18 protein-coding genes are annotated in these 16781 nt (G+C 51.2%); 11 read left to right on the forward strand and 7 right to left on the reverse strand.

Features of this window, described 5'->3' with window-relative positions; all coding sequences use genetic code 11:
- Positions 1-440: 440 nt before the first annotated feature.
- Positions 441-773 (reverse strand): PBECR2 nuclease fold domain-containing protein, encoded by a 333-nt coding sequence (locus ACML7B_RS06745; RefSeq protein WP_418540157.1) that lies wholly within the window; start codon positions 771-773, stop codon positions 441-443.
- Positions 774-1641: 868 nt separating this feature from the next.
- Between ACML7B_RS06745 and ACML7B_RS06750 the strand changes: the two genes are divergently transcribed.
- Complete coding sequence (locus tag ACML7B_RS06750; protein ID WP_418540077.1) at positions 1642-4188, forward strand: cation-translocating P-type ATPase; 2547 nt, start codon at positions 1642-1644, stop codon at positions 4186-4188.
- 24 nt (positions 4189-4212) lie between these two features.
- Complete coding sequence (locus ACML7B_RS06755; RefSeq protein ID WP_418540080.1) at positions 4213-5271, forward strand: AI-2E family transporter; 1059 nt, start codon at positions 4213-4215, stop codon at positions 5269-5271.
- A 30-nt stretch (positions 5272-5301) separates the two neighbouring features.
- On the opposite strand, the gene rbr is transcribed toward ACML7B_RS06755, so the two are convergent.
- The 3 genes from rbr to ACML7B_RS06770 form a co-directional block, all read right to left on the reverse strand.
- Entirely contained in the window at positions 5302-5838 is a 537-nt protein-coding gene (gene rbr / locus ACML7B_RS06760) for a rubrerythrin (RefSeq protein ID WP_106789338.1), read from the reverse strand.
- Between the two features lie 242 nt (positions 5839-6080).
- Complete coding sequence (locus tag ACML7B_RS06765) at positions 6081-6623, reverse strand: NADH peroxidase (protein ID WP_106789337.1); 543 nt, start codon at positions 6621-6623, stop codon at positions 6081-6083.
- 98 nt (positions 6624-6721) lie between these two features.
- On the reverse strand, positions 6722-7144 hold the full coding sequence (locus tag ACML7B_RS06770) for a Fur family transcriptional regulator (protein ID WP_418540081.1): 423 nt from the start codon (positions 7142-7144) through the stop codon (positions 6722-6724).
- 249 nt (positions 7145-7393) lie between these two features.
- Between ACML7B_RS06770 and ACML7B_RS06775 the strand changes: the two genes are divergently transcribed.
- Together ACML7B_RS06775 and ACML7B_RS06780 are read left to right on the forward strand one after the other, a co-directional pair.
- Entirely contained in the window at positions 7394-8308 is a 915-nt protein-coding gene (locus tag ACML7B_RS06775) for a C40 family peptidase (RefSeq protein WP_346707388.1), read from the forward strand.
- A 409-nt stretch (positions 8309-8717) separates the two neighbouring features.
- Positions 8718-8918 carry a DUF1858 domain-containing protein gene (locus ACML7B_RS06780; protein ID WP_106789334.1) on the forward strand — a complete coding sequence of 67 codons (201 nt, stop codon included), beginning with the start codon at positions 8718-8720 and terminating at the stop codon, positions 8916-8918.
- Between the two features lie 54 nt (positions 8919-8972).
- Here ACML7B_RS06780 and ACML7B_RS06785 read toward each other — a convergent pair whose 3' ends face one another.
- On the reverse strand, positions 8973-9710 hold the full coding sequence (locus tag ACML7B_RS06785) for an adaptor protein MecA (protein ID WP_418540083.1): 738 nt from the start codon (positions 9708-9710) through the stop codon (positions 8973-8975).
- A gap of 413 nt (positions 9711-10123) precedes the next feature.
- Between ACML7B_RS06785 and ACML7B_RS06790 the strand changes: the two genes are divergently transcribed.
- The 6 genes from ACML7B_RS06790 to ACML7B_RS06815 all read left to right on the forward strand — a co-directional run bounded on the left by ACML7B_RS06790 (position 10124) and on the right by ACML7B_RS06815 (position 15430).
- A complete protein-coding gene (locus ACML7B_RS06790) occupies positions 10124-10354 on the forward strand; it encodes a hypothetical protein (protein ID WP_418540085.1) in 231 nt (76 codons plus the stop codon).
- Between the two features lie 79 nt (positions 10355-10433).
- Positions 10434-12464, forward strand: a complete 2031-nt coding sequence (locus tag ACML7B_RS06795; RefSeq protein ID WP_418540087.1) for a glycosyl hydrolase family 18 protein — start codon at positions 10434-10436, stop codon at positions 12462-12464.
- A gap of 62 nt (positions 12465-12526) precedes the next feature.
- Entirely contained in the window at positions 12527-13207 is a 681-nt protein-coding gene (locus tag ACML7B_RS06800; protein ID WP_418540089.1) for an N-acetylmuramoyl-L-alanine amidase family protein, read from the forward strand.
- 20 nt (positions 13208-13227) lie between these two features.
- Complete coding sequence (locus ACML7B_RS06805; RefSeq protein ID WP_346707383.1) at positions 13228-14277, forward strand: L-threonylcarbamoyladenylate synthase; 1050 nt, start codon at positions 13228-13230, stop codon at positions 14275-14277.
- 12 nt (positions 14278-14289) lie between these two features.
- Positions 14290-14919, forward strand: a complete 630-nt coding sequence (gene upp / locus ACML7B_RS06810; protein WP_418540092.1) for a uracil phosphoribosyltransferase — start codon at positions 14290-14292, stop codon at positions 14917-14919.
- Positions 14920-14941: 22 nt separating this feature from the next.
- The gene (locus tag ACML7B_RS06815; RefSeq protein ID WP_106789328.1) at positions 14942-15430 is read left to right on the forward strand and encodes a deoxycytidylate deaminase; all 489 of its coding nucleotides are present in this window, start codon (positions 14942-14944) and stop codon (positions 15428-15430) included.
- A 44-nt stretch (positions 15431-15474) separates the two neighbouring features.
- Here the strand turns inward: ACML7B_RS06815 and ACML7B_RS06820 are convergent, their stop codons facing one another.
- Positions 15475-15708 (reverse strand): YaaL family protein, encoded by a 234-nt coding sequence (locus ACML7B_RS06820; protein ID WP_346707382.1) that lies wholly within the window; start codon positions 15706-15708, stop codon positions 15475-15477.
- Positions 15709-15777: 69 nt separating this feature from the next.
- Here ACML7B_RS06820 and ACML7B_RS06825 point away from each other — a divergent pair, with 69 nt between their 5' ends.
- A complete protein-coding gene (locus ACML7B_RS06825; protein ID WP_346707381.1) occupies positions 15778-16020 on the forward strand; it encodes a pro-sigmaK processing inhibitor BofA family protein in 243 nt (80 codons plus the stop codon).
- On the opposite strand, the gene ACML7B_RS06830 is transcribed toward ACML7B_RS06825, so the two are convergent.
- Positions 16015-16731 carry a 4'-phosphopantetheinyl transferase family protein gene (locus ACML7B_RS06830; protein WP_418540095.1) on the reverse strand — a complete coding sequence of 239 codons (717 nt, stop codon included), beginning with the start codon at positions 16729-16731 and terminating at the stop codon, positions 16015-16017. The genes ACML7B_RS06825 and ACML7B_RS06830 overlap by 6 nt on opposite strands.
- Between the last annotated feature and the right edge of the window lie 50 nt (positions 16732-16781).

A 16781-nucleotide genomic window follows, 5' to 3' on the forward strand; every position in this document is an offset into this window, starting at 1 on the left:
TTAATCAAGTTGTCCGGGGTTCGAATCCCCGCACGCTCATGGAATGAGAGTGGCGGAAACTTTGCAGATGCGGGTTTCCGCTGTTTTTTGATTTTCTCTTGCTAGTGTGCCAATCTATCCGTTCCGGGCAAGATGTTAAACTACGAAGAGTAGTCGCTTATCCTTGCCAAGATGCGAGCGACTACTCTTTTCGTTTATTGTAATGTAAAAGACCCCGCATTGCTGCGAGGTCTGCTTTTAAGATTATGTTATCAATTTTACTGACAGGTGTTTGGTATTATAAAAGATAAGTTATTCAGCCGGGTGGCACTCCGGCATCTCTTTAAGACCACTTGGGCGTGATAGCTGCCTGTTCTATCCTTGAATATCTTATCTTTATAAACAGAATACTCAATTTTGTGTTTTTATATTATAACAGAAACGGGTATTTGTCAAATCGTTTAGACTTTCCAAGCTCTTCCTTGTGATATGTAATTGTTTAATTGCGAATCCCTTAACGGGTACATGGTTCGATAAGCCAGGCGGCCATCTGCAGACAGTCGCACTGCGACAGAAACATTATCCGTAAATTTGCAGATAAATGAAATACTGTCTTTGTTTGGGTGAATGCTGATGTAATCGGGATGTCTGATAATCCAGGGAATTCGTTCAAAGCAAAATTCATATTCCTCCTCAGAGGAAAAATCTTTTCGATGTCGTTCTTGTGTGTTTAACGCGGTCGCGCCAAAACAAAATTTCCTTATCAGGCGAAAGAATGTCGGTAAATTCCGGATATTTTCCGAGAATAGAGTTTATGATATCTTTTCGTATTCGTCCAATAGAAACATAGCTTATTTCATCAGAAAATAAGTCCGTACTTAATAAATCAACATGTTTTATCACAAATCACCTTCTTCCATTTTTGCACAGCGCTACCCCAGTGTTATCGCACTAGAATGGTTGACTTTTAAAGTGTACTTGCTATAATATACTTAACAGGACAGCCGGAAGGTGAGTGCAGGTCACCCGACCCGGCGAATAAGTTTCAAACTATCAGAGATGGACGTTCACTTTTCTCAGGAGCAGGACGTCTATTTCTTATGTGTAAAATTCAGAATAGATACTATCAGTAAGGCGATGCTTACGATCAAGCTCAGTTCCTCATATGTACTCATAATAATCACCACCTTCCGCAAGGACTCGGAATCGGGTGAGAACACGTCCCCCGGCTGCCCGGGTAAGTATATTAGGCTAAATGGTGTAGCTGATTAGTTCAGGATAATTATAAGTAGAATATTAGAAAAGCTGATTGCTGAAATGAGAGATGGTAAGGACTCATTTAGAAAAGCAATTAATATATGAAAGTTATAGCAAATCATTTTTAAAAAAGCAAGAGGGATTATAACATTCCTCTGACGATTTTCGGGCCGGATTGGAAATAAATTTGGAAATTTTTGTTGACAAGCCCCGGAAATTCGTTTATTGTAGTTAAAGATAAAAGGGAGTAACTTGCATCAGTATTTATCCTGATGTTTACGACGTCGTCAGTACGATAAGCAATTGTCCGGGTCGTAATGAAATAGTGAGACTTTTATTGCACACACTAAGTATGCAATAGAGGTCTCTTTTTTTGAGTCTATTGCAGGAAAGAGAGGAATTCATATGTTGACAAGTGAACAGGCCAGACAAAATCAAGAGAAATATGGATTTAATGAGCTGATGGAGGGCAAGAAGAAGAGTACCCTGCAGATCTTCCTGGAGCAGTACAAGGATTTCCTGGTGATCATTCTGATCTTCGCCGCCATTATCTCCGGTTTCCTGGGAGATGCGGAGAGTGCGCTGGTTATCTTTGTGGTGATCACCATGAACGCCATCCTGGGAACGGTGCAGACCGTGAAGGCGGAGCAGTCTCTGAACAGCCTGAAGCAGCTGTCCGCACCGGAGGCCAAGGTTGTCCGGGACGGCGAGACTATCCAGATCCCGTCCAGAGAGGTTACGATTGGAGATGAAGTGATCGTGGAGGCAGGCGACTGCATCCCGGCAGACGGAAAGCTCCTTACCTGCGCCAGCCTGAAGGTGGATGAGAGCGCCCTGACCGGCGAAAGTCTTTCTGTGGAGAAGTCTCTGGATGAAGTACCGGAAGGAGCGGCTCTGGGCGACCAGACCAACCGGGTATTCTCCGGAAGCTTTGCCACATACGGAAGGGCTACATTTGAAGTGACACAGATCGGAATGGGCACAGAGGTGGGCAAGATCGCCAGTCTTCTGAAGAGTACCTCTGAGAAGCGTACCCCGCTTCAGATCAACCTAGATGATTTTGGCCGGAAGCTGTCCATCATCATCCTGGTATTCTGCGGTATCCTGTTTGGGATCAATGTGATCCAGGGCGGTTCTGTGGTAGACGCGTTCCTTTTCGCGGTAGCTCTTGCGGTAGCCGCGATCCCGGAGGCGCTGAGTTCTATCGTTACCATCGTGCTTTCCTTCGGTACTCAGAAGATGGCCAGAGAACACGCCATCATCCGCAAGCTTCAGGCAGTGGAAGGCCTGGGAAGCGTGTCTATTATTTGTTCGGATAAGACGGGAACGCTGACCCAGAATAAGATGACCGTGGAAGATTACTACGTAGATGAGAAGCGGATTCCGGTGGATCAGATCAATTTCCAGGAAGAGAACCAGGAACTTCTGTTCCGCTGCAGCGTCCTGTGTAACGATTCTACCGTCACAGAAGAGCAGGAGATTGGAGATCCCACAGAGACTGCGCTGGTAAATGTAGGAAGCCGTCACGACCGGAATGTCTCCCAGATCCGGGACGACTATCCCCGGCTGTCGGAGGTTCCTTTTGACAGCGACCGGAAGCTGATGTCCACAGCTCACGGATTTGACGGAAAATACACGGTTGTCGTAAAGGGCGCTGTGGATGTGCTGCTGGGACGTATGAAGAGTATCCGCATCGGGGATACTGTAAGAGAGATCACAGAAGAAGATCGAATGAAGATTGAAAAACAGAATATGGAGTTCTCCCGAGATGGTCTTCGGGTGCTTGCTTTCTGTTATAAAGAAATGGATGAAACGCGGGAACTTACAGTGGAAGATGAGAATGATCTTACCTTCCTTGGCCTGATCGCCATGATGGATCCGCCGAGAGAGGAATCTAAAGCGGCGGTAGCGGAATGTATCAGTGCAGGAATCAAGCCCATTATGATCACCGGTGACCACAAGGTGACTGCGGCGGCCATTGCCAAGCGGATCGGAATCCTGAAAGAGGAGTCCGAGGCCTGCGAGGGTGCGGTGATCGAAAATATGTCGGATGAAGAGCTGCAGGATTTCGTGGAAGGCATTTCTGTATACGCGCGGGTATCGCCGGAGCACAAGATCCGGATCGTGCGGGCATGGCAGGATAAGGGAAATATCGTTGCCATGACCGGTGACGGCGTCAACGACGCCCCGGCTCTCAAGCAGGCCAATATCGGCGTCGCCATGGGAATCACAGGAAGTGAGGTTTCCAAGGATGCGGCGGCGATGGTGCTGACTGACGATAACTTTGCCACCATTGTAAAGGCGGTGGAAAACGGACGGAACATTTACCAGAATATCAAGAATTCCATTCAGTTCCTGCTGTCTGGTAACTTCGGCGCGATCCTGGCAGTGCTTTATGCCTCTATCGCGGCCCTTCCGGTGCCTTTCGCTCCGGTACACCTTTTGTTCATCAACCTTCTGACGGACAGCCTTCCGGCCATCGCGCTGGGACTGGAGCCCCATACCACGGAGGTGATGAAGGAGAAGCCACGTCCGATGAACGAGTCTATCCTGACGAAGAATTACCTTCTGAGTATCGGGACCGAGGGTCTGGTGATCGGGATCATGACGATGACAGCTTTCCTGATCGGATACCGGACCGGCGGAGCCGCTCTTGCCAGCACCATGGCCTTTGGAACTCTGTGTACCAGCCGTCTGGTTCACGGATTTAACTGTAAGTCCAACCATCCGGTAATCTTTACACGGCGGTTCTTCAACAATATTTTCCTGATCGGAGCATTCCTCCTTGGTCTGTTCCTGATCACTTCCGTATTGATGATCCCGGCGCTTCACAACCTGTTCAAGGTGGTTCCGCTGAGCATGGAGCAGCTGTTTACCGTATACGGGCTGGCGCTTTTGAACCTTCCGGTCATCCAGATCCTGAAATGGATCCGCACCCGTCTCCAGAAATAGCGGGAAGAACTCCGGGAGGAGTTTATGGAATTCAACCGGGAGACCATGAAGAAAATAAGGAGTCTGATCCTTTTCGCGGCATTCATCCTTGTCTGCCTGTGGAAATATCAGATGATCTTCCATGTCTTATTCCCCTTCGCCCTGGGCGGAGCTATTGCCCTGATCCTGAACGTCCCTATGGACTTCGTGGAAAGGCACTTGTTCCGCCAGGGGAAGAAGGAGAGAGGGAGATTTGTAAGAAAAGCAGCAAGACCGGTGAGTCTGCTGCTTGTTCTTTTGTTGGTGGCGGCACTGGCTGCCGCGGTTTCTTTCCTGCTGGTTCCTCAGTTGGGGAGAACTTTTGAGGAACTTAAGGAGAATATCCAGGCATATACGCCCAGACTGCAGGAGTGGCAGAGAGGGGCAGTCTGGTTTAAGGAATTACAGCTGGATTGGAGGGGGATCGCAGTCACGGCAGCAAGGAGTATCGTCAGCAAGGTGGCGGCCTTCCTGATCGCATTTGCCTTTGCTCTCTATATCCTTCTGCAGAAGGAAAAGCTGGGGCGGCAGGTGCGGACGGTGCTTTTTGCCTTTGTCCGGAGAGGCCGGGCGGAGGCGGCGCTGGAGGTGTGCGCCTTTACCTATCGGACGTTTGCCGGATTTCTGGCCGGGCAGTGCGTGGAGGCGCTGATCCTGGGAGGTTTGTTTGTGGTGTCTATGCTGATCCTGAAGATCCCTTATGCCCTGCTGATGGGGGTGGTGATCAGCGTCACTGCGCTGGTACCGGTCTTTGGGGCTTTTGTGGGATGCGGGGCCGGGGTGATCTTGATCTTCCTGGAAGATCCGGTGAAGGCCCTGGTGTTTTTGATCCTGTTCCTGGTACTCCAGGAGATCGAGGGAGACCTTATCTATCCCCATGTGGTGGGAAATTCTGTAGGCCTGCCGCCGATCTGGGTACTGGCGGCGGTGAGCGTGGGAGGGAGTCTTATGGGAGTAACGGGAATGCTGGTCTCGATCCCGCTGGCGGCAGTGATCTATGCCCTGTTCCGGGAGATCGTGTACCTGAAACTGAGACAGAAAAAAATAGATCCGGGGAACCTGTGAAGGTTCCCCGGATCTGTTGAAAAGGAGATCTTAGTAGTTCTCTACCTTTCTCTCAAAGTGTGCTCTTGGATGTGCGCAGGCGGGACATACTTCCGGAGCTTCCTCTCCGATGTAGATGTATCCGCAGTTGTTGCACTTCCAGCCAAGAGGAGCGTCGCCCTTGAAGGTAGTTCCTGCCTTGTAGCTCTCCAGAAGCTTGTTGTAGCGTTTCTCGTGAGCGGCCTCTACCTCTGCTACGCGCTCGAATTTAACAGCCAGCTCTTCGAAGCCTTCTTCTCTGGCTTCTTCTGCCATGCGCTTGTACATGTCGGTCCACTCGTAGTTCTCGCCAGCTGCGGCGTCTGCCAGGTTCTCAGCTACATCGCCGATGCCGTGGAATTCTTTGAACCACAGTTTGGCGTGCTCTTTCTCCTGGTTCGCGGTTTCTTCAAAAATGTTGGCCATCTGAACATAGCCTGCTTTTCTTGCGGCGGAGGCGTAGTAGGTGTATTTGTTGCGCGCCTGGGACTCGCCTGCGAAAGCGTCCATAAGGTTTTTCTCGGTTTTGGTTCCTGCGTATTTAGACATAGTGGTTCCTCCTTTTTGGAAAATGGAATGGTAACGGGTTGAACAAGCCAAGCCAGCTCGAAAGCAGAGCTTTCTCGCTGTCGGCTGTCGCCGTAATGGTAATGGGTTGAACAAGCCAAGCCAGCTCGAAAGCAGAGCTTTCTCGCTGTCGGCTGTCGCCGAATACTAAGCTATATAACGTACGCCTCTGACAAGCAAGCTTGCCGAGGCGCCGTCATATATCTTAGTGCTTGGCTTGTGGCTTAACCAAAGTATCTCTTGAGTAATCCTTCGAAGGCTTTGCCGTGGCGAGCCTCGTCTCTTGCCATCTCGTGTACGGTGTCGTGGATGGCGTCCAGGTTAGCGGCTTTTGCGCGTTTTGCAAGGTCGAACTTGCCGGCGGTTGCGCCGTTCTCTGCGTCAACTCTCATCTCCAGGTTCTTCTTGGTACTGTCGGTTACCACTTCGCCCAGGAGCTCTGCGAACTTCGCAGCGTGCTCAGCCTCTTCGTAAGCGGCTTTCTCCCAGTACAGTCCGATCTCCGGATAGCCTTCTCTGTGAGCAACTCTTGCCATCGCCAGGTACATACCAACCTCGGAGCACTCGCCCTCGAAGTTTGCTCTCAGGTCTGCAAGGATATCCTCGCTGACGCCCTGTGCAACGCCTACCACGTGCTCAGCAGCCCACTCTCTGTCGCCGGTCTGCTCTTTGAACTTCTCGGCCGGAGCGTGACATACCGGACATTCTGCCGGAGCGGCATCTCCCTCGTGAACGTAACCACATACAGTACATACAAATTTTTTCATAGCTGATCTCTCCTTTTCTTTTTGTGTTTGATTGTTATTATCAATTTTAATATTAGTAATTATTACTGATATTAAAATAGCATACTTAAGTGAAAATGTCAATCGCTGATCTGGATTTTTTTCTCTTTTTTGTTCTCCATGCAGTCCCTGCAGGTTCCGTAGAAGAGTGTGGTGTGGGAATCGATCTTCCCGTCAAAATGTTCGTTGGCGATCTTATTGATCTCGTCCATATGTGTATCCGTAAGCTTCAGATCGAAAACCTTGCCGCAGGAAGTGCATACAACGTGATAATGAGGATCGATACGTCCGTCAAAGCGGTCGCCGCCGTTTGGCGTGGTAATCTTCACTGCCTCCCCCATATCTGCCAGCAGGTTCAGGTTGCGATATACGGTTCCAAGACTGATGCGTGGAAATTCTTTTCGTACATGGAGATATACGGTATCGGCAGTAGGGTGATCCACAGTGCTCATCAGATACTCTTTAATAGAAGCGCGCTGACGACTGTATTTCAGAGAGCCCATAGGTAACCTCCTTTCGATAATAATAATTGTTACTATAATTAGTATAATCAGACAGGAGTCGCCTGTCAACAGAAAATCTCAAAATGTAACAATTTGTAATAATTTAAGTAGAAAAAGGGGAGAATATGACGAGAAAAAACCAGGCAAAACACCTTGACTTTGGAAAAAGCAATGATATAATAAATCCGTAACATATGTAACAATTCTGTAATATTTACAAAAGATAAGAAAACATAAAGGAGGGAGTTTATGGGTTCTATTCTTAAAAAGGGATTGTTCCTGGTTACTTTTTCAGGGGCTGCCCTGGCTCTCCCGGCCACGGCACAGGCTTCTGACACAGCCGCTGATCCGGTGATGCCAAGCGTGGGGATCGAGGAAGTATTAAGCGACTGTTATTCATCCGGCCAGGAGATAGACGCTTCCGACTATCTGGTGCCGACAGAGAAGGGCGAGTATTTGGATATGGCGTTCGCCGACGTGGATTCATTTCTGTATATCAGAAGTGAGCCCACGAAGCAGAGCGCCTGGGTTGGCAAGTTGTACCCGGATTACGCGGCGAAGATCACCGGCCCTGTGGATGAGTGGACGAAGATCCAGTCCGGCTCTGTGGAAGGATATGTGTATTCCGACTACATTATAATAGGAAACAACGCCGAACAAAAAGCCCAGGAGATTATAGAGGAGGCCAGGGAAGAGGATCCGGAAGAAAAGCCGGAGGAAGCCTTCACTTACGCCGAATCTAAGGAGGAGGAAGAGGCCCGCCTTGCTAAAGAAGCGGAGGAAGCCCGCAGGAAGGCGGAAGAAGAAGCAAAAGAAAAGGCAGGGAGCGGACAGGCTGTGGTGGATTACGCCTGCCAGTTCATTGGAAATCCTTATGTGTGGGGAGGGACAAGCCTGACTAACGGGGCGGACTGCTCCGGTTTTGTCCAGTCCGTGTACGCCCACTTTGGAGTCAGTCTTCCCCGGACATCCGCCGAGATGCGGGGATCCGGACGGGCGGTGAGCTATAGCGAGGCGATCCCGGGAGATATTATCTGTTACGACGGGCATGTGGGGATCTACATGGGGAACGGACAGATCGTGAACGCTATCAACAGCGCCCGGGGGATCGGGATCATCTCCGCAACCTATACCGATATCATTACCGTCAGACGATTACTGTGAAAATATCCCGGGTGAAATCCCGGGATATTTTTGGTAAAAAAACGGTAAAATTGAAACTTATACATTTTGTACAAATTTGTAAAAAAGAAAATGAAAATGTAAATTTTTGCCAATAAAACTTATCCAAGTTATCCACACCAAAACTCCCGAAAAAGGTGGAAAAAGTCTTGATTTCACATTTTTATCCACATTATCCACACAAAAACAGAGGAATTTGGTGGATTATTCAAGGGAAATAAAAGAACAGACGTTTTGTGGAGTTATAATAAATTTGATGGATTGTCGAAAAAAACCGAAAAAGTTATTGACATTTGAGAAGTCAAATATTAAAAAGAAATTGTTTTAAAATGTTTACACAATGGTAAAAAGCGATTATAATGGAACCACTGAAAAGAAAGGAGGAATTAAGATGGCACAGGTTACGAAAGAGATGACCATTGGAGAACTCTTAAACATGAATCCCAATGTAGCGCCGATCCTGATGGAGATCGGAATGCACTGCCTGGGCTGCCCGGCTTCTCAGGGCGAGTCACTGGCGGAGGCTGCGATGGTGCATGGAATAGATGCAGATTTGCTGGTAGAAAAGATCAACGCGTTTCTGAATGCGTAATGCCAATAAAAAAGTTCTGTCCATCCGGACAGAACTTTTTTGTTGCAGATCTTGTCAGATGGCCGCCAGCTTTTCAACCGCATTGGAGGAAACAAGGACTTCGCAGTGCTCTTCCAGAAATGCCAGTGTAGCGCCGCTTGCCTTCTCCAGTGTACCGTACTCGGTCAGCATATTGCAGATCCGGTTGAAATCTCTGGTCTCATAATCCGCCTGGGTCAGCGCCAGGATGTAGACGTCTTCCTCATGATCCTTATACAGGGTATTGGAACCTTTGTACATCTGGCTCAAGAGATGTACGGCCCGCAGGACGCTGTCCATCGTGGGGAACGAGAACAGGCGGAGCGTCGCCTTATGCTCCTGCCGGGCTTCCTTTTCCATGGAGTCATTGGCTGTATCAGCAGAGTTTATCTTTTCCTTTACTTTGCCCAGCAGATTCAGAAGGGTTTCCGCACCCTCCAGCTTCTGAAGGGCTTCTTTCTTTCGCTGGTCACTGTCGCCGCCTGGGGAGGGGGCGAACTTCGAGAACCGGGTGTCAAGTTCTTCCGGATCCTCGACTTTGGTAATTATCAGAACAATCGAATCGGAAGAAGCAGGGATCGCCTCGATCATCAGGGGGATATCCTCCGCCTCGAATCCAAATTCAAAAGCTGCCTGTTGCATCATATCATGGAAAAGTGATTTTGCCTTCTCGGTACCGTAAGCCAGTTCGCTCAACTGGAGCTGACGCTCAGCCAGATCGGCACGGGTAAGCGTACAGCGGATCTGATTCTCGTTGAGTTTCTCAATCTTCATATTCATCACTTCCTTCTAGTTCAGTATAGCATAGAAAATAAGGGATGTTAAATAAAATATATATAAAATAAAAAAGTGCTTGCGCCGCAATGGGCTATCGGATATAATGACGTTACTAGAAGATAGCTTTCCCTGATGACTACGTTCTTAGAACAAAGGAGGGCGGCTTTTTTAGAAATTTTTCTCAATGTAAGTTCTATTTTTTCACAAACTGTCTTAATAGAAAATCAGAAGTACCGTTTCCGGTACAAAGATCAAGCAAAACAAACAACCAAAACAATGCAGACTATCTTCTTAGTATTGTCCGTGTGAGAGGAGACTTTGTATCACGCACCTTTTTTCTGGTCTTTCCCTGCGCGGATCATAACGTAGTTATCAGTGTCCAGGCACTGCGAGGAGAAGGGGGATGCGCTATGAATGGACACCAAGAAAAAGAAGCACAAACGCTCTTCAATGAATTGACCAGTTACGAGAGAAAGGGGGTGGGGATCATCCTGGAAGGCCGACCGGCCAGTCCCATGCAGGTGGTGAGAGCGTATATGGTCAGGGAGGATGCCGACTATATGCGTGATTACGTGATGGATGAAAAAGGCGACGTCAGAGAACTGTACTTCCACGATGTAAAGGAAAAAAAGAGATTGTAGATACCCCTCAAAGAATGTCAAAAAATTAATGACGTGGCATATAATTGTTGGTATAATAAGGTCTAGTAGGAGGTGCAGCATGGAAGAAAGAGACAAGAGAAGCCGCACAACTTCCGACCGGACCATCAGAAACCGGACAGCCGGGAGAGATCTGGGACAGGGTTCCGGGCGGAGGCCGAGATCTGCGGGAGAACGTCCGACGAGGGAACGTCCGACGGGAGAGCGCAGGGAGCGTCCCACAAGGGAGCGCCCCGCGGGAGAACGCCAGGAAAGAGAGCGCCGGACGGGAGAGCGCAGGGAGCGCAGACCCGCAGCGGACCGGACAGCCAGAAGACCGGCGGCCAGAAGGCCACAGTCGAGGCGGAGACGGAAAAGAAATCTTACGATCAAGATCATACTTTTGGTCGTTCTCATAGCAGCAGCAGTGGTGGGCGCGTTTTTATGGAAGCGGTACAGCCCGTCGAAAGAGCAGGCGAACCTGCAGGAATATTATGGAATCCAACAAGAAGGTCAGCTGGCTGTTATTGTCAACGATCAGATCACGGAACCTCAGGGGATGATCTCCGAGGGGAAGGCGTACCTGCAGTATGAGATCGTAAGGGATTACATCAACAGCCGTTTCTACTGGGATCCCAACGAGAATATCCTGCTGTATACGCTGCCCACGGACATGGTTTCCGTGGAAGTGGGAAGCACGGATTACAGCGTGTCCAGAGATAAAAACAGTGAAGACTACGTCATTTTAAAAACCGAGGGAAGTACAGCCTATATCGCCCTTGATTTTATCCAGAAGTACACCAATATGGAATATGAAGTGTACGATGATCCGCAGCGGATCGTAGTCCAGAGTGACTGGGGCGAAAAGACCGTGGCGGAAGTGAAGCGGGATACGGCGGTGCGCTACCGTGGCGGGGTGAAGAGCCCGGTGCTGACGGAAGTGGCGAAGAACGACCAGGTGACCATCCTGGAGAATGAAGAGAACTGGAGAAAGGTTCTCACCAGCGATGGATTCATCGGTTACGTGAAGAAGGGCGCCTTAAGGAAGGAAGAGACGAAGGATATCACCCGGGAATTTGAGGAGCCGGAATACACCAGTATTTCCAAGGATTATACCATCAACATGGCCTGGCACAACGTGACCAATCGCAACGCGAACAGTACGGTGCTGCAGAGGATTGCAGAGACAAAGGGTCTTACGACGATTGCGCCGACCTGGTATCATGTGAAGGACACCGAGGGAAATCTGGATTCTATTTCCTCTACCGATTATGTAAATTACGCTCATCAGGCCAATATCGAAGTCTGGGCGGCGGTGAGAGATTTTGACGGCGGGATCGATTCCAATGAGGAGTCTCTGGAGTTTTTAAGTTCTACCTCCAGCCGGGAGAATCTGATCAATCAGCTGATCGCGGATGCCCTGCAGACAGGGATCGACGGGATCAATGTGGATTTCGAGAAGATTTCCGAGGAATGCGGGGAGCACTTTATCCAGTTTATCCGCGAGCTGTCTGTGCGCTGCAGGCAGAACGGACTGGTCCTTTCCGTGGACAATTACGTGCCCATGGGCTATAACATGCAGTACGACCGGAAGGAACAGGGGATCGTAGCGGACTATGTGGTCATCATGGGTTATGATGAGCACTATGCGGGCTCTCCGGAGGCGGGCTCGGTATCCTCATACAACTATGTCAAAGACGGGATCGAGGCTACGCTGGAAGAAGTACCCAAAGAGAAAGTGATCAGCGGTATTCCGTTCTTCACACGGCTGTGGGAAGAGACGCCGAAAACAGAAGAAGAGCTTGCCGAACAGGCCGGAACGGAAGCAGCGGAGTACCCAACCAACGTAAGCAGCAAGGCCCTGGGAATGTCTGCAGCGAAAGCTGCGGTAGAGGAGGCCGGCGCGGAGCTTGTCTGGGACGAAGAGACTCAGCAGAATTATGCCGAGTGGACGTCAGGAGACACCACATATAAGATCTGGTTGGAAGACGAGAAGTCCCTGGAGGCGAAGCTGAAGCTTATGAAGGACAATGGGCTGGCCGGGACCGCAGAGTGGGCTCTGGGCCAGGAAGAGTCCGGAGTCTGGGACCTGATCCGTCAGTATATTAATTAAATAAAAGCCCTTCGACAGTCATATATTTGGTAACAAAAACAGACTGCGGGAGGGCTTTTTGCTTGGGGAAAAAGGTTGAACTGTTCCTGTTGCTCCTTCTGATCGCGGGTCTTCTCATGGCCGGGAAGAACCTGCAGAAATATGTGGTCTCAGATCAGGTGGAAACGGAAGAAAAGAAGGTGGTCCTGGATGCGGGGCACGGAGGGAGGGATCCCGGAAAGATCGGTGCAGGGGAGATCCAGGAGAAGGATGTCAATCTCAAGATCGCGAAAAAGCTTAAGGGAAAGCTGGAAGAACGGGGGATCCAGGCAGTCCTGACACGGGAGAAGGACGAGACGCTGGCCCCGGAAGGGAGCGCCAACCGGCAGGTGGAGGACATTAAGAAACGGGTGGAGCGGATCGACGGAGAGAATGCACTTCTTGCAGTGAGCATCCATCAGAACAGCTATCAGGACCCGGAAGTGCGGGGAGCCCAGGTATTCTACTATCAGCATTCCACCAAGGGGAAAGAGGCGGCGGCCATCCTGCAGGAGGCGCTGATCCGCATGGATCCGGAACATCCGCGGGAGGCCAAGGCCAACGGCACTTACTATCTGCTGCGGAGGACCCGGACGCCTACGGTCATTGTGGAGTGTGGGTTCTTAAGCAATCCTGAGGAAGCAAAACTTCTGGCCAGTGAGGAGTATCAGGAGAAGATCGCAGAGGCAGTGGCAGAGGGAATCGAAACTTGTCTCCAAGATTAGACTGTAGTATAATGGTTCCCATGAAGACTATTATCAAAAAGATCAACAACATACAATCAGATAGAGACATTATTGAAGAGGCAGGAAAGATCCTGAAGAAGGGCGGGCTTGTAGCTTTTCCTACGGAGACGGTCTACGGACTGGGGGCGGACGCCCTGAATGAGCAGGCGGCGGAGAAGATTTACGCGGCGAAGGGAAGGCCCTCGGACAATCCGCTGATCGTCCATATTGCCGGGATGGAAGACCTTCCCAGGATCGCGGAGATCATCCCGGAAGAAGCGAAGATCGTGGCGGAGAAGTTCTGGCCCGGCCCGCTTACCATGATCTTTGACAAGACCGGGATCGTGCCCTATGAGACCACCGGCGGGCTGAATACGGTGGCGGTACGGATGCCCAGCAGTGACATTGCCCGGGAGCTGATCCGGGCGGGGGGCGGCTTTATCGCCGCGCCCAGCGCCAATACGTCGGGCAGGCCAAGCCCTACCATGGCGCAGCATGTGGAAGAGGATCTTAATGGAAAGATCGATATGATCCTGGACGGCGGGACCGTGGAGATCGGCGTGGAATCTACCATCCTGGACATGACGGTGACCCCGCCCATGCTGCTGCGGCCGGGTGCAGTGACAAAAGAGATGCTGGAGGAGCTGATCGGTCCTATTGCCGTGGATGCGGCCAGCATTTCCGCAGACAGCAGTAAGCCCCCCAAGGCGCCGGGAATGAAATACCGGCATTATGCGCCCAAGGCGGACCTAAGCATCGTAGAAGGCCCGGTGGAACTGGTGATCGAGGCTATCAACGGGATGGCCGCGGAGCGGATCGCCCAGGGCTACAAGGTAGGGATCATCGGAACAGAGGAATCCAGGGACCGCTACCGCCAGGGGATCGTGAAATCCATCGGCACCCGGGAGGACGAGGCTACCATCGCCAGCCACCTCTATGCCATCCTGCGGGAATTTGACCACGAAGAGGTGGACTATATCTACAGCGAATCATTTGCCAGAGGCGGCATCGGCAACGCCATTATGAACCGGCTTCTGAAAGCGGCCGGTCATCATGTGATAAACATTTAAGGAGGAAGAAGGATGTCAAAGGTACAGATTATGGATCACCCCCTGATCCAGCACAAGATCACGTATATCCGCAGAGAGGAAGTGGGGTCGAAGGAATTCCGTGAGATCGTGGGAGAGATCGCGGCGCTGATGTGCTACGAGGCCACCCGGGACCTGAAAGTGGAGGACGTGAAGATCAAGACACCCATCTGTGAGATGGTGGGAAAGGAATTAAGCGGCAAGAAGCTGGCGGTGGTTCCCATTCTCCGGGCGGGTATCGGCATGGTAGACGGGATCCTGAATATGATCCCTGCGGCGAAGGTGGGCCATATCGGTCTGTACCGTGACCCGGATACCTTTGAGCCGGTGGAATATTTCTGCAAGCTGCCGGCGGACTGCGACGAGCGGGAGGTATTTGTGGTGGATCCCATGCTGGCAACGGGAGGATCCAGCGTGGCGGCCATCCAGATGCTGAAGGACAAGGGCGTGAAGCACATCCGTTTCTTATGCATCATTGCCGCTCCGGAAGGGGTGGAGCGGATGACCCGGGAGCATCCGGATGTGGATCTCTACATCGGGGCGCTGGACGACCATCTGAACGAGCATAAATATATCGTGCCGGGCCTGGGCGACGCCGGGGACCGGATCTTCGGAACCAAGTAAGGAAGATAAAGGAGGGACATGTATGGGAAGCAAGAGAAAAGATTATATCAGTTGGGATGAGTATTTTATGGGCGTGGCCATCCTGTCGGGCATGCGGTCCAAAGACCCCAACACCCAGGTGGGCTGCTGTATCGTAAGCCAGGACAATAAGATCCTGTCCATGGGATATAACGGACTTCCCATCGGATGTTCCGATGATGAATTTCCCTGGGTGCGGGAAGGGGAAGATCCGCTGGAGACCAAGTATGTGTATACGGTCCACAGCGAGTTGAACGCCATCCTCAACTACCGGGGAGGCAGTCTGGAGGGAGCCAAGCTCTATGTATCCCTGTTCCCCTGCAACGAGTGTGCCAAGGCCATCATCCAGAGCGGGATCAAGGAAGTGATCTACGACTGCAACAAGTATGAGGATACCCCGTCGGTGCAGGCATCCATGCGGATGTTTGATTCCGCGGGTGTGCGGTATCATCAGTATCACCGGACAGACCGGGAGATCACCATTCAGTTATAAAATGTGTTAAATCAAGAGCGCCGGTTTCAAAAACCGGCGCTCTTTTAACGCATCTTTGCCTGCCGCAGCAGAAATTCGTATTTCTTCCAGGCGGCATTTCCCCGGAAGATATAACAGTCGATCAGATCCGGATCGGATGCGTTCTGGAAATGATTGTAAGCGTCTTCCATCTCCTGGCGGGTCCTTGCGATCTCCCGGATGAGGGCGGCGCCCTCCGGGTCCGGATGTTTGGCGTACCGGTCTACATCCGCGTTGTTTTCCCCATGGAACAGTCTCATCACGGTGCCTCCTTTTTTTACCTAGTATAGGCAATTTCTGAGAATAAAATACGCAGAGTCTGGATATATATGGGTAACAAGAGAGAGGGAAGGAGCGGGGATATGTCAGGATACCGGTCACATTTCCTGGTGAATTTTCTGATCCGGGCGGTATTGGGGATGGCGGTGATCTTCTTTGCCAACCAGTTTCTGGAAGCGGGAGGACACGCCCTTCATGTGGGGCTGAATCCCCTTACCTTCTGTACGTCCGGGGTCTTTGGCATGCCGGGAGTGGCGCTGCTCTACGGGATCGCCTTCTATCAGGGATTATGAGCGCTGGTAAGCCATGCTTAAGAAATAGCCTTCCGGGGCGTCTAGGGAGAGAAGTTCCCAGCTGGAATATTCCGGCGCGCCTTCTCTGACGCAGAAGACGCCGGGAAGGCGGTCCGGGCAGATGGCGAAGGAGTCGGAGGCGGTATAGAATCCGGTTCCCAGGCCTTTTAAGAATGCTTCCCGCAGGGTCCAGAGCTTAAGGAAACCGGTTCTTTGTTCCTGGGGAGACAGGGCGCTTAACCGGCGCGCTTCCTGGGGATGGAAGAACCGTTCGGCCAGTTCCTGTGGTTTGATGGAAGGCCGGTCCCGCTCAATATCCACGCCCACCGGGGAGACGGAAGAGAAGGCAAGGGCCACATATCCCCCGGAGTGGGACAGACTGAAGTGGAGCTGTCCGGCTCCCGGGTCCAGGGGGTAGGAGAGATAAGGCTTCCCGTACTGGTTGGCGGAAAATACAAGGTCCCGGGGCGAGCAGCCAAGATATGCGCTTAAGATCCTGCGAAGAGCGGCGTGGGCCACCTGGTAGCGCTGCCGTTCCTCCGGGCGGGAAATCCTTGCGCACCGCTCCTGTTCCCTGTCTGAGAGATGGCGGAAATCAAGTCCCGCAAGGCCGCTGTCGGAAACCGGGAGAAGCCAGAGGGCAAGGGTATCCGGTCCGGGAGCGGCAGGGGGACAGTTAAGATCTGAGGCGGAAAAAACAGTCACGTTCATGGCGAATCTCCTTTCGTGACTATTATATCCGGCGGGAAAAAGTTTGTATA

The sequence above is a fragment of the Massilistercora timonensis genome (assembly GCF_048354975.1).
In the GTDB taxonomy this organism is placed as follows: domain Bacteria; phylum Bacillota; class Clostridia; order Lachnospirales; family Lachnospiraceae; genus Massilistercora; species Massilistercora timonensis.

Bases quoted from the DNA above. Each gene is read 5' to 3' on its own strand.
- ACML7B_RS06830 (WP_418540095.1), bottom strand. From the start codon at position 16,731: ATGAACGTGACTGTTTTTTCCGCCTCAGATCTTAACTGTCCCCCTGCC.
- ACML7B_RS06820 (WP_346707382.1), bottom strand. From the start codon at position 15,708: ATGAGACTGTTCCATGGGGAAAACAACGCGGATGTAGACCGGTACGCC.
- ACML7B_RS06795 (WP_418540087.1), top strand. From the start codon at position 10,434: ATGGAAGAAAGAGACAAGAGAAGCCGCACAACTTCCGACCGGACCATC.
- ACML7B_RS06790 (WP_418540085.1), top strand. From the start codon at position 10,124: ATGAATGGACACCAAGAAAAAGAAGCACAAACGCTCTTCAATGAATTG.
- ACML7B_RS06770 (WP_418540081.1), bottom strand. From the start codon at position 7,144: ATGGGCTCTCTGAAATACAGTCGTCAGCGCGCTTCTATTAAAGAGTAT.
- ACML7B_RS06785 (WP_418540083.1), bottom strand. From the start codon at position 9,710: ATGAAGATTGAGAAACTCAACGAGAATCAGATCCGCTGTACGCTTACC.
- ACML7B_RS06765 (WP_106789337.1), bottom strand. From the start codon at position 6,623: ATGAAAAAATTTGTATGTACTGTATGTGGTTACGTTCACGAGGGAGAT.
- ACML7B_RS06750 (WP_418540077.1), top strand. From the start codon at position 1,642: ATGTTGACAAGTGAACAGGCCAGACAAAATCAAGAGAAATATGGATTT.
- rbr (WP_106789338.1), bottom strand. From the start codon at position 5,838: ATGTCTAAATACGCAGGAACCAAAACCGAGAAAAACCTTATGGACGCT.
- ACML7B_RS06775 (WP_346707388.1), top strand. From the start codon at position 7,394: ATGGGTTCTATTCTTAAAAAGGGATTGTTCCTGGTTACTTTTTCAGGG.
- ACML7B_RS06825 (WP_346707381.1), top strand. From the start codon at position 15,778: ATGGGTAACAAGAGAGAGGGAAGGAGCGGGGATATGTCAGGATACCGG.
- upp (WP_418540092.1), top strand. From the start codon at position 14,290: ATGTCAAAGGTACAGATTATGGATCACCCCCTGATCCAGCACAAGATC.
- ACML7B_RS06755 (WP_418540080.1), top strand. From the start codon at position 4,213: ATGGAATTCAACCGGGAGACCATGAAGAAAATAAGGAGTCTGATCCTT.
- ACML7B_RS06815 (WP_106789328.1), top strand. From the start codon at position 14,942: ATGGGAAGCAAGAGAAAAGATTATATCAGTTGGGATGAGTATTTTATG.
- ACML7B_RS06780 (WP_106789334.1), top strand. From the start codon at position 8,718: ATGGCACAGGTTACGAAAGAGATGACCATTGGAGAACTCTTAAACATG.
- ACML7B_RS06805 (WP_346707383.1), top strand. From the start codon at position 13,228: ATGAAGACTATTATCAAAAAGATCAACAACATACAATCAGATAGAGAC.